Genomic DNA, 25,342 nt, shown 5'->3' with positions numbered 1-25,342 from the left:
CGATGGATTTCCTACGACCCGATACCTGGGCCGAGGCGCTGGCGCTGAAGGCCGCGAATCCGGAGGCCAAACCCATCCAGGGCGGCACCGATGTCATGGTCGAACTCAATTTCGACCACGGCCGCCCGGCGGCACTGCTCGACCTGAACCGCTGTCGCGATCTGTTCGACTATTCGACCGAGGCCAACGGCCAGATCCGGATCGGTGCCGGCGTCCCGTACGTGCGCATCATCAACCGGCTCGGTCGGCAGCTGCCCGGCCTGGCACAGGCCTCGCGCACGGTCGGTTCGCCGCAGATCCGCAACCGCGGCACGGTCGGCGGCAATCTCGGCGGCGCGTCTCCGGCCGGGGACGCCCATCCCGCGCTACTGGCGGCCAATGCGGTGATCGAGGTGGAATCCGCCGCGCGCGGTACCCGGCTGATCCCGATCGACGACTTCTACGTGTGGGTGAAGAAGAACGCACTGGAGCCCGACGAATTGATCCGCGCCATCTGGATCGAGCCCGCCACCGGACCGCAGTACTTCTCCAAGGTCGGCACCCGCAATGCCATGGTGATCGCGGTCTGCGCGTTCTCGATCGCGCTGCACCCCGATACCCGCACGGTCGGCACCGGCATCGGTTCCGCCGGACCCACCCCGCTGCGGGCGGGCCCGGCCGAGGAGTTCCTGGCCGCCACCCTCGACTGGGATGACCCGTCCCCGTTGTCTTTCGAGGTCGTTCGCGAATTCGGCGAACTGGTCTCGGCCGCCGCCAAGCCGATCGATGACGTGCGCGGCACCGCGGAATACCGCAAACATGCCCTGACGGTGCTGGCCCGCCGCACCCTGTCCTGGGCGTGGACGGACTACCTGGCAGAAAGAGGGAGGGCAGCCTGATGCGTGTGACCTTCGACGTCAACGGCTCGCGAGAGAACGTCGACGATGTGTGGGAGGGCGAGAGCCTCCTCTATATGCTGCGCGAGCGGATGGGCCTGCCCGGCTCCAAGAACGCCTGCGAGCAAGGTGAATGCGGTTCGTGCACCGTCTATTTGGACGGCACCCCGGTGTGTTCCTGTCTGGTGGCCGCGGGGCAGGTGCAGGATCGCTCGGTGCGTACGGTCGAGGGCCTTGCCAAAGGAGCGAAACTCGATCCGATGCAGGAGGCATTCGTCGAGGCCGGTGCGGTCCAGTGTGGTTTCTGCACACCGGGACTGATCGTGCAGGCGCACGACCTCATCGAACGCAATCCCAATCCCTCCGATGTGGAGATCCGCGAGGCGCTCGCCGGAAACCTGTGTCGTTGTACGGGATACGAGAAGATCCTCGACGCGGTGCGATTGGCCGCGGCACGTAAGGCGGGCAAATGAGTACGCCCAGGACTGTCATCGAGAATGCATATATCGCGCCGGTCGTCGGCGAGGAGATCGCGTCCGGATATGTCGTCATCGCCAATGGCCGTATCGAATCACTCGGCGCCGGTCCCGCGCCGAGCGTGCCGGATGCCGAAAGAATCGACGGCACAGGCTGTTTGGTTACCCCCGGTCTGGTCAACACCCACCACCACCTGTACCAGTGGGCGAGCCAGGGCCTGTTCCAGGATTCGACCCTGTTCGAATGGCTGACCGGTCTCTACCGCACCTGGGCGCGCATGGACGCGGACGTCGTCTACGGCTCGGCCTCCGCTGGTCTGGGTTGGCTGGCGCTGACCGGCTGCACCACCAGCAGCGATCACCACTACATCTTCCCGAAGGGGCGCGGCGACCTGTTCGAGGCCGAGGTGCGCGCGGCCAGCGAGATCGGCCTGCGCTTCCACCCGTGCCGCGGTTCGATGGACCGTGGGCAGAAGGACGGCGGCCTGCCGCCGGACGAGGTGGTCGAGAGTCGTGACGAAATCCTCGCCCACACCGCCGAAGTCATCGACAAATACCACGATCCGTCGTTCGATTCGATGCTGCGCGTCGCGGTCGCGCCCTGCTCACCGTTCTCGGTGAGCGAGGGTCTGATGGTCGATTCCGCCACCCTCGCGCGCGCCAAAGGCGTTCGGCTGCATACCCATCTCGCCGAGACGCTCGACGAGGAAGAGCACTGCATCGAGCAGATGGGCTGCACCCCGGTCGAATATATGGAAAAGCTCGGTTGGCTCGGTGAGGACGTCTGGTTCGCCCACGCCGTGCACCTGCACGATGCCGATATCCGTCGCTTCGCCGAAACCGGCAGCGGTTCCGCGCACTGCCCGAGCTCCAATGCCCGGCTCGGTGCGGGTATCGCCCGAGTCAGCGATCTGGTGGCCGCCGGTGCGCCGGTGGGCCTCGGCGTCGACGGCGCGGCCTCGAGCGAACTCACCTCGATGGCCGGAGAAATGCGTCAGGCCATGCTGTTCCAGCGCGCGGTCAATGGGCCGACCGCCTTCACCGCGCGCCAGGCGCTCGAGATCGGCACCCTCGGCGGCGCCCGTAATCTCGGCCGCCACAACGAGATCGGCAGTCTCGAACCCGGCAAGCTCGCCGATCTGGCCGTTTGGCGGGTCGACGGTTTCCGTTCGGCGATCGAAGATCCGGTCTGCTCCTTGGTTTTCGGGCCGACACCCCCGCTGGTCCGGCTGCTCGTCGGCGGACGCACCGTCGTGGCGAACGACGAATTGCGCACCGTCGCACAGGATGTGGTCGGTCGGGCAGGAGTCGCGGCCCGGAAACGGCTGATGCGACAGGAGGCATGATGACCATCCCACGGACCACCCGCTTCCCAGGTGAGGTCGCCGCGCCGGGCAAGGGCGGCATCGGCGAGAGCCCGCTGCGCCCCGACGGCACGCTGAAGGTCAGAGGCGAGTTCGCCTATTCCTCCGATCTGTGGATCGACGGCATGCTGTGGGGCGCGACCCTGCGCAGCCCGCATCCGCGCGCGATTATCCGCAGTATCGATATCGCGCCGGCACTGGCCATGACCGGTGTGCACGCCGTGCTCACCCATGAGGATGTGCCCGGCCGCAAGGTGTACGGCCTCGACCACACCTGGGATCAGCCGGTCCTGGCCATCGGCGAGGTGCGCCACCACGGTGAACCCATCGCCCTGGTCGCCGCCGACCACCCCGAGATCGCCCGGCGCGCACTGGCCGCCATCGACATCGATTGGGAGGTACTGGAACCCATTACCGATCCGATGGCGGTGATCTCGGCGCCGAAGCGGCTCGCGGTGCAGGAGCGCGGCGGTATCGCGCGCCACCAGCCGGTGCGCGTCGGCGATATCACCGTGGGCCGCGCACTGGCCACCGTGGTGGTCGCCGAGGAATTCGAGGTCGGCATTCAGGACCAGGCGTTCCTCGGCCCCGAATCCGGCTTGGTGATTCCGGCCGAGGATGGCGGGCTCGACTTCTACGTCGCCACCCAGTGGATGCACAATGATCTGTCCCAGATCGGCCCGTGCCTCGGCCTGGCCGACGACCAGATCCGGATGACCATGGCAGGTGTCGGCGGAGCCTTCGGTGGCCGTGAGGACCTGTCCATGCAGATCCACGCGGGCATGCTGGCCATGCACACCGGCAAGCCCATCAAGATGGTGTACAACCGCGAGGAGTCGTTCTTCGGGCACGTACACCGGCACCCGGCGAAGATGCTCTACGAATACGGTGCCAATGCCGCCGGAAAGCTCACCTACGCAAAAGTTGTCATCGTCCTCGACGGGGGCGCGTACACCTCGGCGACACTGAATGTCACCGGTAACGCATCCTCGCTCGCGGTCGGCCCGTACGAGATCCCGCATATCGAGATCGACGCCTATGGTGTCTACACCAACAATCCGCCGTGTGGTGCGATGCGTGGATTCGGTGCGGTGCAAGCATGTTTCGCACACGAGTCGATGATGGACAAGGTCGCCGAGGCGCTGGATCTCGATCCGGTGCGGGTGCGCCAGATCAATGCCGTGTCCCAGGGCTCGAAGTTGGCGACCGGTCAGGTGCTGCATGCGCCGACGCCGATGGCCGAGATGCTGGAGCAACTGCGGAATATGCCGATGCCTGCGGATCTGGATGCTTCGGATATCCGGAATCTGCCCGGTGGTGCGTCGCAGACGACGCATGGTGAGGGGGTGGTGCGTGGTGTCGGCTACGGCGTCGGCATCAAGAACATCTGCTTCTCCGAGGCCTTCGACGACTACTCGACCGCGCGGGTGCGGCTGGAAGTCATTGCGGGAGAACCGGTTGCGCTGGTGCACACGGCCGCCGCCGAGGTCGGCCAGGGACTGGTGACGGTCGAGGCGCAGATCACGCGCACCGAACTCGGTATCGAACGAGTCACCATTGCCCCGGCCGATAACCAGGTCGGCGACTCCGGTTCGTCATCCGCCTCCCGACAGACCTATATGACCGGCGGCGCGGTGAAGGCGGCGTGTGAAGCCGTCCGTCAACGCGTACTCGCTCTGGCGCAGGCCAAGTTCGGGCCCTCGCTCGGGCTGCGGCTGGTCGGTGGCAAGGTGGTTTCGAGCCGGGGGGAGGTGCTCGCGGCGATCGTCGATGTCCTGGACGAGGGGGTTATCGAAGAGACCCGCGAGTACCACCACCGCCCGACCACGGGCATGGATCCCGTTACGGGACAAGGCAATAGCCACACCCAGCTGGCGCTGTGCGTACACCGCGCCGTGGTGGATGTGGACACAGACCTCGGCCTGGTGAAGGTCGTCTCCCTGGACGCGGTCCAGGACGTGGGCAAGATCATGAACCGCCTGTCCCTGGAGGGCCAGATCCACGGCGGCTCCGTCCAGGGGCTCGGCCTGGCGGTCATGGAGGAAATTCAGGTCAAAGACGGCAAGGTGCGCAACCCGTCCTTCACCGACTACCTGATCCCGACGATTCTCGATACGCCGTCACAGCGGCTGGAGATTCTCGAAAATGCCGATCCGCACGCCCCCTACGGGCTGCGCGGCGCCGGAGAGCCGCCCACGCTCTCCTCTACCCCCGCGATTGCCGCCGCGATCCGTGACGCGTGCCGATCACGGGGTGGAAACGTGCACATCAACCGAGTGCCGGTGCGACCGGAAGACATCATCCGGAGCAGTTGATCAACAGGGGCGGCCGGGACCAACCAACCGTTGGACCGGAGGGACCCCACAACAGCAGTACCCGAACCGTGCGGTCTGGATGAAGAGTCCCTACCGTAGGTCGGCTACGGCCCCGAGGAGGGCACGCCAATGACCCAGATACAGACCAAGCCCAGCACACCAGAGCCGGTAGCAGGAAGGTCTGCGCTCGACCGGTTCTTCCGGCTGAGCGAACGACGAACCACCGTTTCCCGCGAAATCCGTGGCGGCATCACGACTTTCGTCGCCATGGCCTACGTCATCCTCTTGGTGCCGCTGATTCTCGGCGGCGTCGCGGATGTCAACGGTGACAAGCTGAGCATCGCTCAACTCACCACGGCCACCGCGTTCTCCGCGGGGCTGAGCACCATCCTGATGGGTGTCGCGGGCAATGTGCCGTTGGCACTCGCCGCGGGTCTCGGCGTGGTTCCGGTGGTCGCCTTCCAGGCCGCACCACATATGACCTGGCCGCAGACCATGGGTTTGGTCGTATTGATGGGCGTGATCATCGTGATCCTGGCCGCGACCGGGCTGCGGACCATGATCATCAACGCCATTCCGCTCGGTCTCAAGAACGCCATCGGCGTCGGGATCGGCATGTTCATCGCCATGATCGGGCTGGTCTCGGCCGGGGTGGTCGGACACGGCGCGCAGACCGGTCCGCCGGTCACCCTCGGGGCGGGTGGTCATCTATCCGGTTGGCCCGTAGTGGTTTTCGCGGTCGGCCTGCTGGTCATGCTGGCGCTGTTCATCCGCAAGGTGCCCGGTGCGATTCTGATCAGCATCGCCCTCGCGACGGTACTCGCCATCATTGTCAACGCGGCGGCCGAGATCGACCCGCAGACCTGGGGTCCGGTGGTGCCGGAGAAGCCGAAGGGTTTCTTCGCCGCACCCGATTTCGGCTTGGCACTGCATATCGACCTGTTCGGCGGATTCGCCGAGGCGGGTGGGCTGGTCGCCGGGGTCGTGCTGTTCACCCTGGTGCTGACCGGGTTCTTCGATGCCATGGGCACGGTTTTCGGCGTCTGCGACGAGGCCGGGCTGCTCGATGAGAAGGGCACCATGCCCGGCATCGGCAAGGTCCTGACCATCGACGGTGTCGCCCAGATCATCGGCGGTGTCAGCGGCGGCGCGGGCAATACCGTGTACGTCGAATCCGCGACGGGTGTCGGTGAGGGCGCCCGTACCGGTCTGACCAGCCTGGTGACCGGTGGATTGTTCTGCCTCGCGGTATTCTTCACCCCGCTCGCCGCGGTGGTGCCGATCCAGGCCGCCGCGCCGGCGCTGGTGATCGTCGGTGCGCTGATGATGACCCAGGCCCGCAAGATCGACTGGAACGATCTGGAGGTGGCCGTACCCGCCTTCCTGACGATCGTGCTCATGCCGTTCACCTACTCGATCACCAACGGTGTCGGCGCCGGCCTCATCGCCTATGTGGTGATCAAGGCGGCGCGCGGCAAATTCCGTGAAATCCATTGGCTGATCGGGGTGGTGAGCCTCGTCTTCGCCGGTTACTTCGGCATCTCGGCCATCGAACTACTCCTGGGCGGATAGCACCATGCGCGACCTTACGGCAGAACTTCGGAAATGGCATGCGGCGGACAAGGATTACGCCGTCGCCACCGTCATCGGCGTCACCGGCAGTGCCCCGCGGCCAGCCGGTGCGGCGCTGGCGGTCGACGCCGACGGCCTTGTCATCGGAAGCATCTCCGGTGGCTGTGTCGAAGGCGCGGTGTACGAGCTCTGCCGTGAGGTCCTGCGCACCGGGCAGCCGGTGCGCGAAACCTTCGGATACAGCGATGATGACGCCTTCGCCGTCGGATTGACCTGCGGCGGCGAACTCGAGGTCTTCGTCCAGCCGATCACCGCGGTCGAGCGGGTCGCCATCGAGGCGATTCTGCGCACCGATGAGCCGGTCGCGCTGGTACGGAATCTGAAAACCGGTGCGGCCATGGCGGTCGGCTCCTGGTGGACCGTCGGCGCCGCCTTCGACGGGCCGGTCGTGGTCGAGGCCAGGGCGATGCTCGACACCGGTGTCACCGGTAAGCGCGAGATCGGCTGTGGTGCAGACGAAGTCACGGTCTTCGTGGAATCCTACGTACCGCCGCCGCGCATGATCGTCTTCGGCGCCATAGATTTCGCGGCCGCCGTCACTCGGATCGGGCGCTTTCTCGGATATCACGTCACCGTCTGCGACGCCCGTCCGGTCTTCGCTACCCGTGCGCGTTTTCCGGACGCCGACGAGATCGTCGTGCAGTGGCCGGACCGCTATCTCGCACGCACACAGGTCGATTCGCGCACCGTGCTGTGTGTGCTCACCCATGACGCCAAATTCGATATCCCGCTGCTCCAGGTGGCGCTGCGACTGCCGGTGGCCTATGTGGGTGCGATGGGCTCCCGGCGCACCCACGAGGACCGCATGGCCCGACTGCGCGCTGCCGGTATGACGGAATCCGAACTGGCCCAATTGCATTCACCCATCGGTCTGGATCTGGGTGCGCGCACCGCGGAGGAGACGGCGGTATCCATCGCCGCCGAGATCGTCGCGGTCCGCCGCGGCGGTTCGGCCCAACCGCTCACCGCCACCGGCGGACCGATCCACCGGGACCTGCTCCCGGTCTGGTGAGCCGCGCACCCCGCGGTGCATCCGTACACCCGCTACGCGGGGTGCGCGGTTTCGGGCGCCCAGACTGCGGCTGGAGCATCCTACGAAATCGGCTCCGGGATATTCGATCGGCTTCGTGCTCATTACCGCTGTTCCGACAGTGCGGTCGGCCAACATAATTGACGAAATTGCGAACAAAGGAACCGCTGAATGCCGTTGATATTTCTGAATGGTTCCGCCATGCGTGGCGGACCGCTCAATCATCTGCTGGACGGTGCGCCTTTCGCGGGGGAAGCGAAAACCGCACCGCGCTATCGTTTCTATTCGGTCGGCAACCGATTCCCGGGTCTGGACCCCGCCGCCGATGGCGGCGAGTCGATCTCCGGCGAACTCTTCGACGTGCCGATGGAGGTGCTGCGGCAGCGGCTGCTACCAGCCGAACCGCCCGAACTCGAACTCGGCGCGATCGAACTCGACGACGGCCGTTCGGTCCTGTCGATGCTGCTGCGCCGCCCGCCCACCTCATATCCAGAGCTGATCGACATCACCGCCATCGGCAGCTGGCGGAAATACCGTGAAGGAGCTGAATGACCAAGCAGGCCGGAGGCCCGGCGTTCCCGAAATTCGACGTCAATTGTTCGATCCTGTTCACCGATCTCCCGTTGCTCGAACGACCCGCCGCGGCAAAGCGAGCCGGATTCGAGGCGGTCGAATTCTGGTGGCCGTTCGGGGAGGATCCGACGCCGGGTGATAAGCAGATCGACGCATTCGTCGGCGCGATCCGCGATGCCGGTGTGGAATTGGTCGGGTTGAACTTCATCGACCTGATTCCGGCGGGCGGACGCGGTCTGGTCTCCATTCCGAGCGAGGTCACCAGGTTCCGCGACAATATCGATGTCGCCGTCGGCATCGCCGAGGCGACCGGCTGCCGTGCGCTGAACGCCCTGTACGGCAATCGGGTCGAGGGCGAGAGTCCGGAGAAGCAGGACGAGCTCGCCCTGGAGAACCTGCGTCTGGCCGCGCGGGCGGCGGAGGCCATCGGTGCCACCGTGCTGCTCGAGGCGCTGAATTCCTTTGAGTCACCGAACTATCCGATCGTCAGCGCCGCGCACGCCGTCCAGATCATCGAGCAGACCGGCGCGCCCAATGTGCGCTTCCTCTGCGACCTCTACCACCTCGCGCGGATGGATGAGGGGCTGCATGCGGTAATTCGCACGCACGCGCCGCATATCGGCCATGTGCAGATCGCCGACGATCCGGGCCGCGGCCGACCCGGCACCGGTGAACTCGACTTCGCCGGGCTGTTCGAAACCCTCGCCGACAGCGGCTACGACGGCTGGATCGGCCTCGAATACAAAGACCCCGAACTGAATTGGGAGTGGATCAAATGACTGCAGCATCGCGTAGCGATTCCGTGCGGGGCGGCGACCGGGCGACGGATGGGCGCAAGATCGGTTTTATCGGCCTGGGGATCATGGGCAGCCCGATGGCGGGCCATCTGGTCAAGGCCGGACACGAGGTGACCGGCTACGATATCGGCCCCACCGGTTTGCAGAAGCTGAAGGCGGCGGGTGGTTCGACCGCCTCCGGTGTCGCGGAAGCGGTGCGGGGTTGCGACATCGTCATCACGATGCTGCCCCAGGACGAGCACGTCGAGGCGGTCTTCGCCGATGTCCTGGTGCACGCCGCACCCGGCACGCTCTACATCGACTTCTCCACCATCACGCCGAAGACCGCGCGCTGGACCGCGGAGGAGGGCGCCAAGAGGAGCCTGCGCGTGCTCGACGCCCCGGTCTCCGGCGGTGAGCCCGGTGCGATCAATGCCGCGCTGTCGATCATGGTCGGCGGTGCCGAGGCCGACTTCGCCGCGGCCACCCCGATTTTCGAGGCGGTCGGCAAGACCTTCGCGCTGGTCGGCCCGAACGGCGCCGGTCAGGTGGTCAAGGCCGCCAACCAGCTCGTCGTCGGCGGCACCTACGCGCTGGTGGCCGAGGCGATCCTGCTGATGGAGAATCTGGGCGCCGATGCCGAGAAGGGGCTGGATGTGCTGGCCGGTGGACTCGCCGGCAGCAAGATCCTCGAACTCAAGCGCGCGTCCATGCTGAAGCGGGACTTCAAGCCCGGCTTCCGTATCGACCTGCACCACAAGGATATGGGCATCATCCTGCAGGCCGCCCGCGACGCCGAGGTGTCGATCCCGATGGGCGCGCTCACCGCGCAGCTGATCGCCGCCGCCCGCGCCATGGGCCACGGTTCGCTGGACCACTCCGGTCTGCTGAAGGTCGCCGAGGCGCTGTCGGGGCGGGGCGGGGAGAACTGACCATGGCACGCATGCGCACCGTGGACGCCGCGGTTCTGATTCTCGAAAAGGAAGGTGCGACACAGGCATTCGGTCTGCCCGGTGCCGCGATCAATCCCTTCTACAGCGCCATGCGCGCGCACGGCGGTATCAAGCATGTGCTGGCCCGCCACGTCGAGGCGGCCTCGCATATGGCCGAGGGCTACACCCGCGCCACGCCCGGCAATATCGGTGTCTGCATCGGGACCTCGGGTCCGGCGGGCACCGATATGATCACCGGCCTGTATTCGGCCAGTGCGGATTCCATTCCGATCCTGTGCATCACCGGTCAGGCGCCGGTGGCCAAACTGCACAAGGAGGATTTCCAGGCCGTCGATATCGCCTCGATCGCCGCGCCGGTGAGCAAGTGGGCCGTCACGGTGCTCGAGCCCGCGCAGGTGCCGGGCACCTTCCAGAAGGCGTTCCGGTTGATGCGCGAGGGACGTCCCGGTCCGGTGCTGATCGATCTGCCGGTCGATGTGCAGCTCGCCGAAATCGAATTCGATATCGAGACTTACGAGCCGCTGCAGGTGCACCGTCCGGCCGCGACGCGGGCACAGGCGGTCAAGGCCATCGAGATGTTGAATGCCGCGCAACGCCCGCTCATCGTCGCGGGCGGCGGCATCGTGAATGCCGACGCCGCGGCACTGCTGGTCGAATTCGCCGAACTGACCGGTGTTCCGGTGGTGCCGACCCTGATGGGCTGGGGCGCGATTCCCGATGACCACGCACTGCACGCCGGCATGGTCGGTCTGCAGACCTCGCACCGGTACGGCAATGCCACCCTGCTGGAATCCGATTTCGTACTCGGCATCGGAAACCGTTGGGCCAACCGGCACACCGGCGGTGTGGACACCTACACCAAGGACCGCACCTTCGTCCACGTCGATATCGAGCCGACCCAGATCGGTCGCGTCTTCGCACCGGATTTCGGCATCACCTCCGATGCGGGCGCCGCGCTGCGGATCTTCATCGAGGTCGCGCGGGAACTCGCCGCGGCCGGGCGGCTGCCCGATCGCGGTGTGTGGGCCGAGCAGTGCCGCAACCGGAAACAGGTCGGGCTGCGCAAGACGCACTTCGACGATATGCCGATCAAACCGCAGCGGGTGTACGAGGAGATGAACAAGGCGTTCGGACCCGATGTGCGCTACGTCAGCACCATCGGCCTCTCGCAGATCCAGGCGGCGCAGCTGCTGCACGTCTACCGGCCGCGGCACTGGATCAACGCGGGTCAGGCCGGGCCGCTCGGCTGGACCGTGCCCGCGGCCATCGGTGTCGCCACCGCTGATCCCGAATCCACCGTGGTGGCGCTGTCGGGTGACTACGACTTCCAGTTCCTGATCGAGGAATTGGCGGTCGGCGCGCAGTTCAATATCCCGTATATCCATGTCGTGGTGAACAACTCGTACCTGGGCCTGATCCGTCAGGCACAGCGGGCCTTCGATATGGACTATTACGTGCAGCTGGCCTTCGACAATATCAACAGCCCGGAGCTGGCCGGCTACGGCGTCGATCATGTCAAGGTCGCGGAAGGCTTGGGCTGCAAGGCGATTCGGGTATTCGATCCGGCTTGGATCGGTCCCGCACTGGATGAGGCGAAGAAGCTCGTCGCCGAATTCCGGGTGCCGGTGGTCGTCGAGGTCATTCTCGAACGCGTCACGAATGTGTCGATGGGACTCGAGATCGACAAGATCGTCGAATTCGAGGAACTGGCCCAGTCCGCCGCCGATGTGCCCACCGCGACCGCACAGCTGGACTGAGCGCCCCATGACTCGAGTCCTGATCGCGTCCGACAAATTCAAGGGGTCATTGACCGCCGCGCAGGTCGGTGCCGCGGTCCGCACCGGCATCCACCGCATCCGGCCCGATGCCGAGGTGTCGGTGATACCGATCGCGGACGGCGGGGACGGCACCGTCGCCGCCGCCTTGGCCGCCGGATACGAGGCGGTGCTGGTGACCGCGCCCGGACCCACCGGCGAACCGGTGTGCACGGCCTATGCCCGGCGCGGCGATATCGCCGTGGTGGAGTTGGCGGATGTATCCGGGCTGGTGCGACTGCCGGGCGGTGAGTTCGCGCCGATGACCGCGACCAGCCGGGGCACCGGCGAGGTCATCGCCGCGGCGATCGCGGCCGGATGCCGCCGGGTGGTGCTCGGCATCGGCGGGAGTGCGGGCACCGATGGCGGTGCCGGGCTGCTGCGGGCGCTCGGTGCGCGGCTGCTCGACGCCGACGGGGCCGAAATCGGTGACGGTGGTGCGGCCTTGGCGCGGCTGCACACGATCGACCTTGCGACGGTGCGGGAACGGCTGGCCGGGGTCGAAGTCACCGTCGCCTGCGATGTCGACAATCCGCTCACCGGTCCGCGCGGTGCGGCCGCGGTCTACGGTCCGCAAAAGGGCGCCGATGGTGACCAAGTGGCGGCGCTGGATGCCGCGCTCACGCATTGGGCCGACTGTGTCGCGGCCGCAACCGGCACCGATCTGCGTGATCGTGCGGGGGCCGGTGCGGCGGGCGGGGTCGGGTTCGCCGCCGTCACTGTGCTCGATGCTCGCCTGCGTCCCGGGATCGAATTGGTCCTGGAGCTGGTCGGTTTCGGTGAACGGGTGGCCGGTGCGGATCTGGTGGTGACCGGGGAGGGCATGCTCGACGAGCAGACCCTGTACGGCAAGGCACCGGCTGGTGTCGCTGCCGCCGCGCGGTCCTCGGGTGTGTCGGTAGTCGCCGTGTGTGGCCGGAATACACTGCCCACCAGGCGATTGCGTGAATCGGGTTTCTCCGCCGCATACGCCCTTGCCGATATCGAACCGGATATCGCGCGCTGTTTCGCGGAGGGTGAACTGCTGCTCGAGCGGCTGGGTATGCGGATTGCCGCCGAACATCTGCCGCCGGATCCGACGACCGAGCGGCCATCTGCCGGGCGCCGGTCGCCGAACCAAGTGGCTACAGACCATGCCGCCGAGCCGCGACCCGAGGCGTCCACTGCGCAGCGCACGGTGGCGGACCTGGCCGATGACATCGTCGCGGCCGCCTCCCACAACGGTGGCAGCGCGCGGACATTCGACGGGAGATTCCGATGAACAACGACAGAGTCGCGTGATGCGGAAAAACTCGGAGATCAAGACGATTTCACCGGTCCCCGCACACCTGGACCTGGTGATCCGTGCACAGCGGATCATTGGGACGGCGGGGGAGACCGGCGGCTCGGTCGGCGTGCGCGACGGCCGGATCGTGGCGATCGAGCCGCTGGACTCCACCCTGGCCGCCAAATCGGTAGTCGAACTGGCCGCGGACGAGGTGCTGCTGCCCGGTGTCGTGGACGCGCATGTGCACGTCAACGATCCGGGGCGCACCGAATGGGAGGGCTTCCCGAGCGCGACCAGGGCGGCCGCCGCCGGCGGTGTCACCACCATTATCGATATGCCGCTCAACAGCATTCCGCCGACCTGCGATCTCGCCGCACTCGAGGTGAAGCGCAAGACCGCGCGGGATCGGGTGTACGTCGATGTCGGGTTCTGGGGTGGGGCGATTCCGGGGAATGTGGCGGATCTGCGACCACTGCGGGATGCCGGTGTATTCGGCTTCAAATGCTTTCTGCTGCACTCCGGCGTCGACGAATTCCCGGCACTGGACGCCACCGGGCTGGAGCTGGCGATGCGCGAGATCCGATCGTTCGACGGACTGCTCATCGTGCATGCCGAGGACGCGCACACGATCGAGCGCGCACCGATTCCGCAGGGGGACAAGTACTCCGGATTCCTGCGTTCGCGCCCGCGCGGTGCGGAGAACCTGGCCGTCGCCCAGGTGATCGAATTGGCCCGCTGGACCGGCTGCCGCGTGCATATTCTGCACATATCGAGTTCGGATGTGCTGCCGATGATCGCCTCGGCCCGCCGCGATGGCGTCCGGATCACCGCCGAAACCTGTCCGCACTACCTGTCCTTCGCGGCCGAGGAAATCCCGGACGGGGCAACACAATTCAAATGCTGCCCGCCGATCCGCGAGAGCGGCAACCGCGAGCTGCTCTGGGCAGGGTTGCGCGATGGCACCATCGACATGGTGGTCTCGGACCACTCACCATCGACCGCGGACCTGAAATGCTTCGACACCGGTGACTTCGCCCGCGCGTGGGGCGGGATCTCCTCACTGCAGCTGGGACTTTCGGCGGTGTGGACCGAGGCGCGACAGCGCGGGTTCACCCTGGTCGATCTCGCCCGCTGGATGAGCCGAGCACCCGCCCGATACGCCGGTCTGCGCCGCAAGGGTGCCATCGAGGTCGGCTACGACGCGGACTTCTGCGTCTTCGCACCCGATGACGCCTTCGTTGTCGACGCACAGCGCCTGCACCACAAGAACGCCGTCACGCCGTACGCGGCCCGCCCACTGGCGGGTGCGGTGCGCGGTACCTGGTTGCGCGGCAACCGAATCGATATCGACGATGAGCCGCAGGGGCGGCTCCTGGCCCGAGGAGAAACATGACCGATCCAACCGCCCCCGCCTTCACCCGACTGCCGGATCTCGCCTCCCGCGAACTCGCGGGCAGTGTGGTCTACGCCAACGATGAACTGTTCGCCGAGCGGGAGAACCTGATCCGGCCCGGCCGTGCGGTATTCAGCACCGAGGACTTCGGCCACAAGGGCAAGACCTATGACGGCTGGGAGACCCGCCGTCGTCGCGAGACCGGCAACGACTATGCGCTGATCCGGCTCGGTGTGCCCGGCCGGGTGCACGGTGTCGTCATCGATACCGCCTGGTTCATCGGCAACTATCCGCCCTTCGCCTCGGTCGAGGCGACGAGTGTGGAGGGCCAGCCGTCCCCTGCCGAACTGCGGCAGGCCGACTGGGTGACCTTGGTCGCGAAGTCCGAAATCGAGGGCAATACCGATAACTTCTTCGAAGTGACCGACGAGCGTCGCTTCACCCACGTGCGGCTCTCGATCTACCCGGACGGCGGCGTCGCCCGCTTCCGTGTGCACGGCACCGCGCTGCCGGATCCCCGTTTCCTCAGTGGCACAGTCGATCTGGCCGCACTCGAACACGGCGGCCAGGTCGTCGACTGCTCGAATATGTTCTTCTCCGCGCCGACCAATATCCTGCTGCCCGGCCGGTCACGGCAGATGGACGAGGGCTGGGAGGGGGCGCGCCGCCGCGACTCCGGCAACGATCACGTCACTGTGCGGCTCGGCGCGCGGGGGGCGGTGCGGCGTGTGGAGATCGATACCTCGAATTACGTTGGCAATGCACCGGGTTGGGCGGTGCTGCGCGGTGCGGACGCCGCGGCCGGCGCGGATCTCGACGATCCGTCGAGCTGGACCGAATTGCTGCCGCGGACCCGGCTGCAGCCCGATGCCCGCCACTTCTTCCGGATCGGTGCGGGCGAGCCGGTCACCCATGCGCGGCTCGATGTCTACCCCGACGGCGGCGTGGCCCGACTCCGAGTCCACGGTGAGATCGACCCGGCCACTTTGGTCGCCGATACTGTCGCCTGGCTCGACGCCCTCCCGGAACCGCACGCCCTTCAGGTGCTCACCACCGATGCCGGGCTGTCCCACGACGATGCGAGGAAACTGCTCGCGCAACGCCCCTTTGCGAGTCCCGACGCAGTTCCGTCGGCCGTGATCGACGCGCTCCTCGCACCGTAGTCGCGACCGGGAGTGGCCGGAGCGCCCATTCCTGAGCCGAATCCACAGGTGACATCGGCACAGGAATGGGCGCTGAGCCCGAAGCGGTCCGGACCGGCCCGACCACCTGGACAAGCCCGAGCACCCGGACCATGGCGTGGTCCGAAATCCGCTGGCGATCGGGGCCGACCTGATCTAGCGTTCGCCGCATGGTGCGTGACCACCTATGCCGTTCCCGCGCTCGTTGTCGTGATGTCGTGGATCGCGCTCGACGAAGTACCCGGCCCGCTGACCATCGTCGGTGATGTCCTGTGCCTGGCCGGTGTGGCGATTATCCGGTCCCGCCCACGCGTCCCCGCACCGATCGATCCCGAGGCGGCCGAAACTGCCGCGTGATCGCAGTCGACGGCGGAAGCTCAAATAACCCAGCCCCCGCAACCGTGTTCCGTCACGTGGGCGGTGGTTGCGGGGGCAGAATCGACAGTCGTGGACACTTCTGATCCCACCGTTGACCTGATGGACCGCGCGCTGACGCAGATGGGCGAGGTCATCGCGGCGATTCGCCCGGAGCAGGCGACGCTGCCGACGCCCTGTACGGACTGGGATGTGCAGGCGCTCGCGCGCCACGTCATCGGGCAGGACCTGCCGAATTTCCTGGTCTCCGTGCGCGGCGAGATGGTCGATTGGGCGGCCCCGCCCGAGGAACTCGGACCGGACTGGGCGGCGCAGTTCCGCGCCGCGGCCGCACCGGTGCTCGATACCTGGCGCTCCGCCGATCTGGACCGCCCGGTCTCGAGGCCCGGCGGCCGGGCAGCCCCGATGCGCAGTCGAGCCGATCAGCAGCTGACCGAATTGGCCATGCATGCCTGGGATCTGGTCCGCGCGACCGGCCAGGACCGGGAACTGGATCCGCAAATCGCCGAACACGGCCTGGCCTGGTCGCACACCATGCTGCGCCCCGAATTCCGCGGTCCCGATAAGGCCTTCGGCCTCGAGGTGCCCGTCCCCGCGGACGCGCCCGCATACGAACGGCTCGCCGGTTGGTTCGGCCGCGATCCCGAGTGGAAGTCGCCCGGCGCGGCGGGTTGAGCGCCGCGACCGGTGCATAGCCGCGCGGGGCTATCGGGCCAGCACAACCGGCAGCGCGACCGGGCCGCGGTGCCGAAATCCGGAGCGCCACTGGATACTCTGCGCATCGCATGCGAGGGTCGCGGTGGCGCGGGCGATGAACAGCCGATCGAGTACGGCTGACGTGATGGTGCGAACCAAGGCGGTGCCGAGGCAGGAGTGCACGCCATGGCCGAGGCCGAGGTGGGGGTTGTCGACCCGGGCGAGGTCGAGTTCGGCCGGGTCGTCGAAGATCTCGGGGTCGTGATTGGCCGAGGCTATGCAGAGCAGCACGGTCTGACCGGAACCGATGGTGTGGCCCGCGATGTCGAGGTCGGTGGTCGCGAACCGGGGACCCGACACCACCTGCGGCGACAGATAACGCAGCAGTTCCTCCACCGCGGTACGGGTATCGGACGCACCGCGCAGCACATCCACCTGGTCGGGATGGGTGAGTAGGGCCAACGCGGATCCCGCGACCAGATCGACCAGCACTTCGTACCAGACGAACAGCAGATAGAAGATCATCCCGGCGAGTTCGTACGCACTGGGTGAACCGGTTTCGTCGCTCGATGCGACGAGTCGCCCGAGTACGTTGTCGCCCTTCGTGTTTCGTGCCCGATCGATGGTCGCGAGGACGATATCGCGCATGGTGGTGAGTGTGTCGCGGGCACGCGGTGGCGTGGCACTGGGCAGCAATGTCGAATGCGCCCAGCGGAGCAGGGCGTCGCGTTCCGGTGCGGCCAGTCCCAAGAGCTCGCCGAGCACGGCCGCGGGCAGCGGCACCGCGAACCGTTCGACGAGGTCGATCTGCACACCGGTTTCGACAGCACCCAGGCAGGCCTCGACCAATTCCGGCGCCGTCCGTGCCCAGTCCGCGAGCCGCCGCGGTGACAGCTCGGCGGTGACGGACCGGCGCAGCCGCGCGTGGTCATCCGGTTCGCTCTCGAGAAATGCGGCATCCAACGGTGGCGGCACCACGAACCCGCGGTAGTCCGTTCCCCCGGCATAGCGAGGCTGAGTGGAGAGCCGATGGTCGAACAGCCCGGCCCGAACATCGGCGAATCGCGTCACCAACCACGCGGGCGGCCCATCCGGGGTGCGCACCCGATGCACCCCACCGTCCGCACGCAGTCGACGCAGCGTCGGCCATGGCTGCGCGGCGAACCGCGCGTCGAAGATCTCCAAGGTCACGCCGCCATCATCCTGGTTGTTCCGCGCGGATACGCCGGTCCAGCGGTGTCGAACCCCGGGTGTGGTGAAGATCTCTGAATCGCTGGTCATTTGGCCGAGGAGGTGCGAGGCTTAAGCGGTGACACATCCTCCGGATACAGCGTCGGTGGGGGCGGATCCCGCGACCGACAAGCTCGATCTCGCGGTCTTCAAGGTGGCGGGGGTGGTCGTGCTCGGCGCGATCATGTCCATCCTCGACATCACCGTGGTGACCGTCGCGATCCCGAAGTTCCAGAACGAATTCCACACCACCACCGCGATCGCGGCCTGGTCGATGACCGGCTACACGCTGGCCCTGGCCAGCGTCATTCCGCTCACCGGATGGGCGGCGGACCGATTCGGCACCAAGCGGTTGTACATGCTCGCGCTGACACTGTTCGTGCTCGGCTCGGTGCTGTGCAGCCAGGCCTGGAGTATGGAATCGCTCATCGCCTTCCGTGTGGTCCAGGGCCTGGGCGGTGGCATGCTGATGCCGCTCGGCATGACGATCATGACCCATGCGGCGGGCCCGCAGCGGATCGGACGGGTGATGGCGGTGCTCGGTGTGCCGATGCTGCTCGGTCCGATCGGCGGTCCGATCCTGGGCGGCTGGCTGATCGATAGCCACGGCTGGAAGTGGATCTTCCTGATCAACGTTCCGGTCGGCGTCCTCGCCCTGATCCTGGCCTTCGTCGTATTCCCCACGGACAAGCCGGAACCGTCGGAATCCTTCGATTTCCTCGGCATGCTGCTGGCCTCGCCCGGTTTGGCGCTGTTCCTGTTCGGTGTTTCGTCGATTCCGGGTGAGGGCACGGTCATCGCGGCCAAGGTGCTCATACCCGCCGCCATCGGCCTGGTGCTCATGGTGCTGTTCGTGCTGCACGCGCTGCGTATCGAACATCCGCTGATCGATTTGCATCTGTTCCGCAACCGGTCGCTGACCTTCGCGGTGCTCACCATGGTGCTGTTCGCGACCGCGTTCTTCGGCGCCGGTCTGCTGCTGCCGACCTACCTGCAGCAGGTGCGCGGTGAGACGGCCATGGCGGCCGGTCTGCTGATGGCGCCGCAGGGCCTCGGCGCGATGTTGACCATGCCGATCGCGGGCCGACTCGTCGACAAGATCGGTCCCGGCAAGATCGTGATGACCGGCCTCTCGCTGATCTCGCTCGGCGCGGTGTTCTTCGTGCAACTGAAGGCGGATACGTCGTATCCGTTCATGCTCGGCGCATTGTTCGTCATGGGACTCGGCATGGGCTGCACCATGATGCCGATCATGACCGCGGCGATCCAGACGCTGACCCACCAGCAGGTGGCCCGCGGTTCGACGCTGATGAACATCATCAACCAGTCGGCCGGATCGATCGGCACCGCGACGATGTCGGTGGTGCTGAGCAGCCTGCTGAACCGGCAAACATTCGCCAAACCCGCGATCGCGTCGAATTACGATCCATCGATCGCGGCCCACCTGCCGCCGGGTGCGGTCGATACGGGATTGAGCCAGGCCGCGTCGGCATTCAGCCACACCTACATCGTGGCGCTGGTAATCATCGTGCTGACGCTGATTCCCGCGTCGTTCCTACCGCGCACCAAGCCGAAGGCGGATGCGGCAGCGGAGGCAGCGGCACTGGTTCATTAGCCGTGGGCTCCGAGTTCGCCTGGGCGTCAGGCGAACTCGGAGCTACTGCTGGGCCGCGCGCAGAAACTCCAGCACGAGGGGGCTTGCGGTGTCGCGGAATTCGTCGAAATAGGCGTGCCGCGCGCCCGGGATCAATGCGAGCCGAGCGCCCGGGATGCGCTCCACCAACAGCGGCGCGTTCGCCGCGGGATTGAACCGGTCGTCGGTCCCGTGCACGACCAGTGTGGGAACCGCGATATCCGGCAGCACATCCCATGCGTCGTGCCTATTGCTCGCGTAGAGATGCCTGCGTTTGGCGTAGGCGGGCATCTCCGGATCGCCGAGGGTATTGAACGGGCCGGATGCGCTCGCCAGATACCTGGGCGTGTACATCAGTTCCAGCAGCGCCTGCCGTACCGCCGCCGAATCGACCCCGGCCAGCGACTTTCGGACCTCGGCGCCACGTTCCACCGCGTGCCGACCACCCGGCGAAGTGCAGCCGAGCACCAGCGTATGGACCCGATCCGGAAATCGCGCGGCCAGCCACTGCGCGACCCGCCCGCCCATCGACGTTCCGTATACCGCAACCCTGTCCATGCCGAGATCGTCGAGCACCGCGATGGCATCCTCGGCGAATCCCATGGTGCTGTACCGGATATCCGGCTTATCGCTGTCACCGGTGCCGCGATAGTCCAGCGAGACGGTGCGATACGCGGTCTCGAAATCCGTGCGGATCCCGTCCCACCAGTGGTGGTTGTTCGACTGTCCGCCGAGCAAGAGCAGCGGCGAGCCGACACCGGCGGTCTGATACGCGATCCGCGCGCCATCCGCGGCCTTGGCATGCGGCACGGTCCGGACTCCCTTCAGCCGTAGAGTGCGACGAACCGCTCCAGCGAGCGCTCGATATCACCCTTGAGCGCACGGGCGACGCCGGAACCGATCGGCCCGAACAGCGGCGCGCCGCCCAGGTCGATATCGACGGTGACTTGCGAGCCCGCGCCCTTCGGGTCGACGAGCAGTTCGAGCTTGAACTTGGTGCCGCCCTTGCCCGCGCCGCTCAATGCCAGTCGCCGCGGCGGTTCGGCGGCCTTGACGGTCCAGGTCACCCGATTGCGCAACCCCTTGACCGAGGCGACGCCGATGAGCTCGGTGCCTACGGTGAGTTCGGCGGGCACCTCGTTGCGCCACGCCTCGTGCATGGTGAGCCACTTGTCGAGCTCGTTCAAATTGGAGGTATGCGACCAGGCCTCCTGCGGGGCGATCGGCACATCGACGGACACCTTCAGCTTTGCCATGCGCGCATGGTATCCGGTACCCGCGGTTCGCCATACGCGGGCACACGCGATATCGGCGATAGCGTTCGGCTACCACGGCGTCGGTGCGGCGCGCCGCGTGGACGAAATTCGTGCAGGCCAAGTGATCCGCACGGGCGGCGTGTGAAATGCCCGGGGGCGCTGGCAGTTCGAGGAATCGAAATGTGGTTTTCGGATCGAGAGAGACTTCGCTGCGATGCTGCTACTGTGGGCGGGTCGTCGGGTGCTGGGCAGTCGGCTCGGCTCGATCCGTTCGGTCGGTGATTCCCCGGAATCACTTGCCCTGTGGGCACTCTGGGGCGGTACTGGTGCGCGTGCGGTCGTGGCCGCAAAGTGCTCCGGTACGCCGACGTGGCCGCATTCGACGAGTGTTATTCCTGGTCGGCGTCGCGAGAAAGGCGAAACAAACCGCTGTGACACCGGCTGTCGCAACGACGAGAGAGCTGATGAATCAAGATATCGCCGTGGTGCTTTCATGGATCCTCGCCCCCGCTCTCATTATTGCCGTGGCGGCGGCGGTGTATATAGCGCAATACGCGAAACAACAACGGACCAGAGCCGAGACTCTCAGTAGAGAGAGCCGCGCGCACGAGGAGATCCTCGAGCACTTCGCCGGTAAGACTCTTCCGGCGATGTCCGAGGCGGTGCGCCGGTTCGAGGCGCCGGTGTCGGCGATCGAGGTGCCGACCGGGCTGGAGAATTCCCGCTTCGCCCAGTGCCTGCAGTGGATCTCCGAGCGCTTCGCCGATGATCTACGGGTCGTGCAGTCCGAGACGCACGAGCAGGTCGTCCGCGAGGCCGATGACAAGGCCCAGCAGGTGGTCCAGACGACCCAGGAAGCCACCCGTGCCGAGGTGGAGTCCGCCTCGCGGGCGGCGACCAGTGCGGCGGTGCGCTCCTTCGGTACCTCCGTGGTCAGCCTCGGCGCCGATGTCAGTCAGGTGGTGAGCGCCGCGCTGCGCGAGCACCGCGATGACGAGGTCTACGCCACCCTCACCCGCATCGACCACACCGTGCAGCAGATGCTGCGGCAGGCCCAGTCGTATGTGATCGTCTGTGGTGGTCTGCCGGGTCGGCGCTGGCCCGCGCAGTCGCTCACCGATGTCGTCGGTGGTGCGATCGGCCGTGTTCGCGACTACCTGCGGGTGCGCCCTGCCCAACTCGACCGCATCGTGATCAGCCGTGCGGTGGAGCCGCTGGTGCACACCTTGGCGACCCTGCTCGACAACGCGCTGCGCTACTCCCCGCCAACGTCTTTCGTCGATGTGAGCTTCCAGGAGGGCCACCACGGCGTCACCGTCATCATCGACGACGCCGGTGTGCGGATGAACGCCGAGCAGATGGAAGAGGCCAGGCAGGTGCTCGCCAACGAGCGCCCGATCGACATCCACCAGCTCGGTCCGTCACCGCGCGTCGGCTTCCCCGGCATCGCGGCACTGGCGCGGCGCTACGGGTTCACCGTCTACATCGATGGCCCGAACATCTACGGCGGCATGCGGGCGATGGTCTACATCCCCGAGGCGTTGCTCGTCACCGCGCCCAGGACCGTCGCCGAACCGGCCGCGCCCGCTGTCGCGCCCGCGCCGGCCCCGGTGGCGAGCGCCGACGAGAAGCCCTTCGAACTGTCCCCGGTTCCGGTCTTGGCCGGGGTGAGCGAACAACCCGCCGAGAACGAGGAATTCGCTGTGCACGAGATCACGAGTGGTGGCCTACCCAAACGTCGCCGGAGAGCGGTGGCACCGGTACCGGCCGCCAATGCGGGCACCGAATCCGACGCGGGACAGGCTCGCCCGGAGATCGCCTCCGCATGGCAGATGGGTTCCAAGAGCGGCCGTGAGGCTGCTGCCTCCGATAACAGCGAAGGGATGTCATCCTGATGAGCACACCGGTGACCGACAGCAGCAATAGGCTGGGTTGGCTACTCGAGGATCTCAGCAATGTGCCCGGTGTTCGGTTCGCGGTGCTGCTGTCCGACGACGGACTGCGGATCGCGCACTCCGACGGTGTTACCAAGGACGACGCCGAGCGTTTCGCCGCGGCCGCTTCGGGTCTGCGTTCGCTGGGTAAGGCGCTCGGCGAGTTCTGCGGCGGTGTCGATAACGGCGTGCGGCAGAACATGACCGAGTACGACCAAGGCATGATCCTCATTACCGCCGCGGGGGACGGTGCGCTGCTCGGTGTTTCGACGACGCCGGAAACCGATATCGGCTTGGTCGCGCACCGTATGAACGAACTCGCCGGGCGGGTCGGGCACGAGTTAGGCGCCCAGCCGCGTGGGAGAGTTGAGGGTGGCTTGTCCTCATGACCAGGTCCCGGCGAGACCCCGACCTGGTCCGGGCCTATGTGCGCACCGGGGGACGAATCCGTCCCAGTCGTGAGCTGGACCTGGTCACCCTCGTCGTCGCCGCCAAGGACCCGGCACCTGGCGCGACACCCGACGCGCGCCAAGTGCTGAACCTCTGCAGCCGTCGCAGCGCGCTGTCCATTGCGGAAATCGCCGCATATCTAGACCTGCCGCCGTCCGTGGTGAAGATCGTCGTTGCCGATCTGCTGGACAGCGAACATCTGGCCACTCCTACCCCGGCCGAAACCATGCCGGAGATCACCCTGCTCGAGGAGGTACTCAATGGGCTCCGTGCTCTCCCGGCCTGAGCGCAATGTCGACTACGTGCCGGAGACCGTGACGCGGTCGGTAAAGCTCCTGGTAGCAGGCAATTTCGGCGTTGGCAAAACGACGTTCGTGAACAGCGTCTCCGAGATCCGGCCGCTGCGCACCGAGGAGACGATCACCGAGGCAAGTGTCGGCGTCGACGATATGGCCGGACTGCCCGGCAAAACCGAGACCACCGTGGCCATGGACTTCGGGCGCATCACGCTGAATCCGACACTCGCGCTGTACCTGTTCGGTACGCCGGGGCAGCGGCGCTTCGTCCCGCTCTGGGAGGAGTTGGCCCGCGGTGCGCTCGGCGCGCTTGTCCTGGTGGACACCCGGCGCATCGAGAAGGCCGATGAGGTGCTCTCGGTCCTGGAGGAGCGCGGTGTGGCGTATTCGGTGGCGGTCAACCAGTTCGAGGGCGCCAAGCGGTATCCGCTCGAGGAGATCCGCGATGCGCTGGATCTCGCACCGGATACCCCGCTGACCTCACTCGACGCTCGGGAGCGCAGTACCTGCCTGCGCTCGCTGATCACTCTTGTCGAATTCCTATTCCATCGGCAGGAATCCCGGAGATAGTCATCGCATTGCAGCCTGATCGAACCCACCCCCGCCCGGTCGCCCTCGGGTCGCCGATCGATTCCGATGGCCCGCGGGTGGCGCTCTATTCCGAGGAGTTCGCCGCCGATCCGCACCGGGCATACCGCGAAATGCGCCGCCAGTACGGATCATTGGTGCCGGTGGACCTATCGCCCGGTGTGCCGGCCACTTTGGTGATCGGTTATCACACCGCCGTGCGAATACTCAATGATCCAGACCACTTTCCGGCCGATCCGCGCACCTGGCAGCAGCATATTCCCGGCGAATGTCCGGTCCTGCCGATGCTGGAGTGGCGCCCGAATGCGCTGCGCAGTGCGGGATTGGAGCATTTGCGATATCGGCAGGCGAATGTCGCGAGCCTCGGCGAGGTCGATCTGCACGCCATGCACGCCATCGTCGAAGAGGCCGCCGTCCCGCTGATCAATGCCTTCTGCGGCGACGGTGCTGCGGATCTGATCAGCCAGTACGCATTTCCGCTCACCTTCCAGGTGCTCAATGTGATGCTCGGCTGCCCGGCGGAGATCGGCCAGCAGGTCGCCAGCGGGATGGCGGCGATCTTCGAGGGGGTGAATGCCGATAAGGGCAATGCGATGCTCACCGACGCGCTGTTCGATCTCGTCACCCTCAAACGCACGACCCCGGGCGACGATGTCACCTCGCGTCTGCTCGCACATTCCGCCGAGCTCACGGATGTGGAGATGATCCACCAGCTCGTCACCCTCTACGGCGCGGGCATCGAACCACAGCAGAATCTGATCACCAATACGCTGCTGCTGATGATGACCGACGACCGGTTCGCGGGCAACGTGCACGGCGGCAGCATGTCGACCCGCGACGCACTCGACGAAGTGTTGTTCACCGACCCGCCGATGGCGAACTACTGCGTCTCCTACCCCAGACAGCCGATCCTGATCGACGATGTCTGGCTACCCGCGCAGCAACCGGTCGTCATCAGCATGTCCGGGTGCAATAATGACCCAGCCATCGGGGTGAGCGAATTCGGGCCCAACCGTTCGCATCTGGCTTGGAGCGTGGGACCGCACGCCTGCCCGGCGCGGTCGGTCGCCTATCTGGTCGTCCAGGACGCCATCGACCAACTGCTCGACGCACTTCCCGAAATGCGTTTGGCGACAACGCCCGAAGAACTCACCTGGCGGCCGGGGCCTTTCCATCGGGCCCTGGTATCCCTACCTGTCACTTTCCCCAAATCCCCTCCGCTAGCCATGCTTTAA

General features: G+C 66.5%; 24 protein-coding genes. 21 read left to right on the top strand and 3 right to left on the bottom strand.

What is annotated here, in order from left to right; all coding sequences use genetic code 11:
- Positions 1 to 2: 2 nt before the first annotated feature.
- From ACQP2D_RS28685 to ACQP2D_RS28615, 15 genes are all read left to right on the top strand, one after another.
- Positions 3 to 878, top strand: a complete 876-nt coding sequence (locus ACQP2D_RS28685; RefSeq protein ID WP_433679033.1) for an FAD binding domain-containing protein — start codon at positions 3 to 5, stop codon at positions 876 to 878.
- Positions 878 to 1,348 (top strand): (2Fe-2S)-binding protein, encoded by a 471-nt coding sequence (locus ACQP2D_RS28680; protein ID WP_433679032.1) that lies wholly within the window; start codon positions 878 to 880, stop codon positions 1,346 to 1,348. Before ACQP2D_RS28685 ends, ACQP2D_RS28680 begins: the two co-directional genes overlap by 1 nt.
- The gene (locus ACQP2D_RS28675) at positions 1,345 to 2,697 is read left to right on the top strand and encodes an 8-oxoguanine deaminase (RefSeq protein WP_433679031.1); all 1,353 of its coding nucleotides are present in this window, start codon (positions 1,345 to 1,347) and stop codon (positions 2,695 to 2,697) included. Before ACQP2D_RS28680 ends, ACQP2D_RS28675 begins: the two co-directional genes overlap by 4 nt.
- Complete coding sequence (locus tag ACQP2D_RS28670) at positions 2,697 to 5,030, top strand: xanthine dehydrogenase family protein molybdopterin-binding subunit (protein WP_433679030.1); 2,334 nt, start codon at positions 2,697 to 2,699, stop codon at positions 5,028 to 5,030. The genes ACQP2D_RS28675 and ACQP2D_RS28670 overlap by 1 nt, the downstream gene beginning before the upstream one ends.
- 129 nt (positions 5,031 to 5,159) lie before the next feature.
- Complete coding sequence (locus tag ACQP2D_RS28665; RefSeq protein ID WP_433679029.1) at positions 5,160 to 6,602, top strand: NCS2 family permease; 1,443 nt, start codon at positions 5,160 to 5,162, stop codon at positions 6,600 to 6,602.
- Positions 6,603 to 6,606: 4 nt separating this feature from the next.
- Positions 6,607 to 7,674 (top strand): XdhC family protein, encoded by a 1,068-nt coding sequence (locus ACQP2D_RS28660; RefSeq protein ID WP_433679028.1) that lies wholly within the window; start codon positions 6,607 to 6,609, stop codon positions 7,672 to 7,674.
- Positions 7,675 to 7,863: 189 nt separating this feature from the next.
- The gene (locus ACQP2D_RS28655; protein ID WP_433679027.1) at positions 7,864 to 8,244 is read left to right on the top strand and encodes an allophanate hydrolase-related protein; all 381 of its coding nucleotides are present in this window, start codon (positions 7,864 to 7,866) and stop codon (positions 8,242 to 8,244) included.
- Positions 8,241 to 9,044, top strand: a complete 804-nt coding sequence (locus ACQP2D_RS28650; RefSeq protein ID WP_433679026.1) for a hydroxypyruvate isomerase family protein — start codon at positions 8,241 to 8,243, stop codon at positions 9,042 to 9,044. Before ACQP2D_RS28655 ends, ACQP2D_RS28650 begins: the two co-directional genes overlap by 4 nt.
- The gene (locus ACQP2D_RS28645; protein WP_433679025.1) at positions 9,041 to 9,973 is read left to right on the top strand and encodes an NAD(P)-dependent oxidoreductase; all 933 of its coding nucleotides are present in this window, start codon (positions 9,041 to 9,043) and stop codon (positions 9,971 to 9,973) included. The genes ACQP2D_RS28650 and ACQP2D_RS28645 overlap by 4 nt, the downstream gene beginning before the upstream one ends.
- Positions 9,974 to 9,975: 2 nt before the next feature.
- The gene (gene gcl / locus ACQP2D_RS28640) at positions 9,976 to 11,751 is read left to right on the top strand and encodes a glyoxylate carboligase (protein ID WP_433679024.1); all 1,776 of its coding nucleotides are present in this window, start codon (positions 9,976 to 9,978) and stop codon (positions 11,749 to 11,751) included.
- Positions 11,752 to 11,758: 7 nt separating this feature from the next.
- Positions 11,759 to 13,069, top strand: coding sequence for a glycerate kinase (locus tag ACQP2D_RS28635; protein ID WP_433679023.1), 1,311 nt, complete (start codon positions 11,759 to 11,761; stop codon positions 13,067 to 13,069).
- A 19-nt stretch (positions 13,070 to 13,088) separates the two neighbouring features.
- Positions 13,089 to 14,468, top strand: coding sequence for an allantoinase AllB (gene allB / locus ACQP2D_RS28630; RefSeq protein WP_433679022.1), 1,380 nt, complete (start codon positions 13,089 to 13,091; stop codon positions 14,466 to 14,468).
- Positions 14,465 to 15,631 carry an allantoicase gene (alc, locus tag ACQP2D_RS28625; RefSeq protein WP_433679021.1) on the top strand — a complete coding sequence of 389 codons (1,167 nt, stop codon included), beginning with the start codon at positions 14,465 to 14,467 and terminating at the stop codon, positions 15,629 to 15,631. Before allB ends, alc begins: the two co-directional genes overlap by 4 nt.
- A 195-nt stretch (positions 15,632 to 15,826) precedes the next feature.
- Complete coding sequence (locus tag ACQP2D_RS28620; RefSeq protein WP_433679020.1) at positions 15,827 to 16,006, top strand: hypothetical protein; 180 nt, start codon at positions 15,827 to 15,829, stop codon at positions 16,004 to 16,006.
- 90 nt (positions 16,007 to 16,096) lie between these two features.
- The gene (locus tag ACQP2D_RS28615) at positions 16,097 to 16,699 is read left to right on the top strand and encodes a TIGR03086 family metal-binding protein (RefSeq protein WP_433679019.1); all 603 of its coding nucleotides are present in this window, start codon (positions 16,097 to 16,099) and stop codon (positions 16,697 to 16,699) included.
- Between the two features lie 30 nt (positions 16,700 to 16,729).
- Here ACQP2D_RS28615 and ACQP2D_RS28610 read toward each other — a convergent pair whose 3' ends face one another.
- On the bottom strand, positions 16,730 to 18,001 hold the full coding sequence (locus ACQP2D_RS28610) for a cytochrome P450 (RefSeq protein WP_433679018.1): 1,272 nt from the start codon (positions 17,999 to 18,001) through the stop codon (positions 16,730 to 16,732).
- A 28-nt stretch (positions 18,002 to 18,029) separates the two neighbouring features.
- Between ACQP2D_RS28610 and ACQP2D_RS28605 the strand changes: the two genes are divergently transcribed.
- A complete protein-coding gene (locus ACQP2D_RS28605) occupies positions 18,030 to 19,565 on the top strand; it encodes a DHA2 family efflux MFS transporter permease subunit (protein WP_433679017.1) in 1,536 nt (511 codons plus the stop codon).
- A gap of 42 nt (positions 19,566 to 19,607) precedes the next feature.
- Here ACQP2D_RS28605 and ACQP2D_RS28600 read toward each other — a convergent pair whose 3' ends face one another.
- Positions 19,608 to 20,393 carry an alpha/beta fold hydrolase gene (locus ACQP2D_RS28600; RefSeq protein ID WP_433679016.1) on the bottom strand — a complete coding sequence of 262 codons (786 nt, stop codon included), beginning with the start codon at positions 20,391 to 20,393 and terminating at the stop codon, positions 19,608 to 19,610.
- A 14-nt stretch (positions 20,394 to 20,407) separates the two neighbouring features.
- A complete protein-coding gene (locus tag ACQP2D_RS28595; RefSeq protein ID WP_433679015.1) occupies positions 20,408 to 20,839 on the bottom strand; it encodes a type II toxin-antitoxin system Rv0910 family toxin in 432 nt (143 codons plus the stop codon).
- Positions 20,840 to 21,303: 464 nt separating this feature from the next.
- Between ACQP2D_RS28595 and ACQP2D_RS28590 the strand changes: the two genes are divergently transcribed.
- From ACQP2D_RS28590 to ACQP2D_RS28570, 5 genes are read left to right on the top strand one after another with little or no spacing between them, the layout of a single operon-like run.
- The gene (locus ACQP2D_RS28590) at positions 21,304 to 22,734 is read left to right on the top strand and encodes a sensor histidine kinase (protein WP_433679014.1); all 1,431 of its coding nucleotides are present in this window, start codon (positions 21,304 to 21,306) and stop codon (positions 22,732 to 22,734) included.
- The gene (locus ACQP2D_RS28585; RefSeq protein WP_354951073.1) at positions 22,734 to 23,162 is read left to right on the top strand and encodes a roadblock/LC7 domain-containing protein; all 429 of its coding nucleotides are present in this window, start codon (positions 22,734 to 22,736) and stop codon (positions 23,160 to 23,162) included. Before ACQP2D_RS28590 ends, ACQP2D_RS28585 begins: the two co-directional genes overlap by 1 nt.
- Positions 23,159 to 23,509 carry a DUF742 domain-containing protein gene (locus tag ACQP2D_RS28580; protein WP_354951071.1) on the top strand — a complete coding sequence of 117 codons (351 nt, stop codon included), beginning with the start codon at positions 23,159 to 23,161 and terminating at the stop codon, positions 23,507 to 23,509. The genes ACQP2D_RS28585 and ACQP2D_RS28580 overlap by 4 nt, the downstream gene beginning before the upstream one ends.
- Entirely contained in the window at positions 23,484 to 24,089 is a 606-nt protein-coding gene (locus ACQP2D_RS28575; RefSeq protein ID WP_433679013.1) for a GTP-binding protein, read from the top strand. The genes ACQP2D_RS28580 and ACQP2D_RS28575 overlap by 26 nt, the downstream gene beginning before the upstream one ends.
- 8 nt (positions 24,090 to 24,097) lie before the next feature.
- Positions 24,098 to 25,342, top strand: coding sequence for a cytochrome P450 (locus tag ACQP2D_RS28570; protein WP_433679012.1), 1,245 nt, complete (start codon positions 24,098 to 24,100; stop codon positions 25,340 to 25,342).

The organism is Nocardia sp. CA-119907, assembly GCF_050955995.1.
In the GTDB taxonomy this organism is placed as follows: Bacteria; Actinomycetota; Actinomycetes; order Mycobacteriales; family Mycobacteriaceae; genus Nocardia.
This window is presented reverse-complemented; position numbering and strand designations above follow the sequence as displayed.